1 protein-coding gene is annotated in these 611 nt (G+C 60.4%); it reads left to right on the top strand.

Annotation, left to right across the window (positions count from 1 at the left end):
* Positions 1–33: 33 nt before the first annotated feature.
* Positions 34–611 (top strand): protein kinase family protein (locus tag A5707_RS07015; protein WP_197495275.1); only part of this gene is annotated, 578 nt, incomplete at its 3' end.

The following is a 611-nucleotide window of genomic DNA, read 5'->3' as shown; positions in this document are numbered from 1 at the left end:
AACGCAGCAAGCGGCAGGCCACGGGGTTTCGTGATGCCAGCCATCCCCGCTCAGTTTTTCATCGACCTGACCACCGTTGGTGGCGTGTCAAGGACCCCCGCCGAATTCCAGCATCTGCTCAATCATGTTTCGGTGTTGTCTGCCCGAGGCGTCAAACTCGATGACGTTCAACGTTATTCGCTGCTGCGCGAAGTCGCCTCCGCCCTGGCGTTTCTTCACAAGCACGGTGTGTGCGTCGGTGATATCTCACCGAAAAACCTGCTGTTCTCGCTGACGCCGCACGAAGCGGTCTACTTCATCGACTGCGACGCCATGCGGATCAACGCCGTCTCGGCACTACCCCAAATGGAAACCCCGGGATGGGACAGTCCTTCTGGCGAGGAACGGGCCACCATCTACACCGACAGCTACAAACTCGGGCTGCTGGCCCTGCGGCTGCTCGCCGGCGACCACGACACCAAAAACCCCCACCACATCCCCGCCACGGCGACCGACCTGTTGCGCCAGATCATCACCGACACCTTGACCAACCAACCACACCAACGCCCACTACCCGAAGCCTGGACCTACGTACTGGGCCACGCCATCGAACACGCCCAACACCAAACAAA

The organism is Mycobacterium kyorinense (assembly GCF_001672775.1).
Lineage (GTDB): Bacteria > Actinomycetota > Actinomycetes > Mycobacteriales > Mycobacteriaceae > Mycobacterium > Mycobacterium kyorinense_A.
Note: the sequence above shows the minus strand (reverse complement) of the source record. Positions and strands in the feature narration are given on the sequence as shown.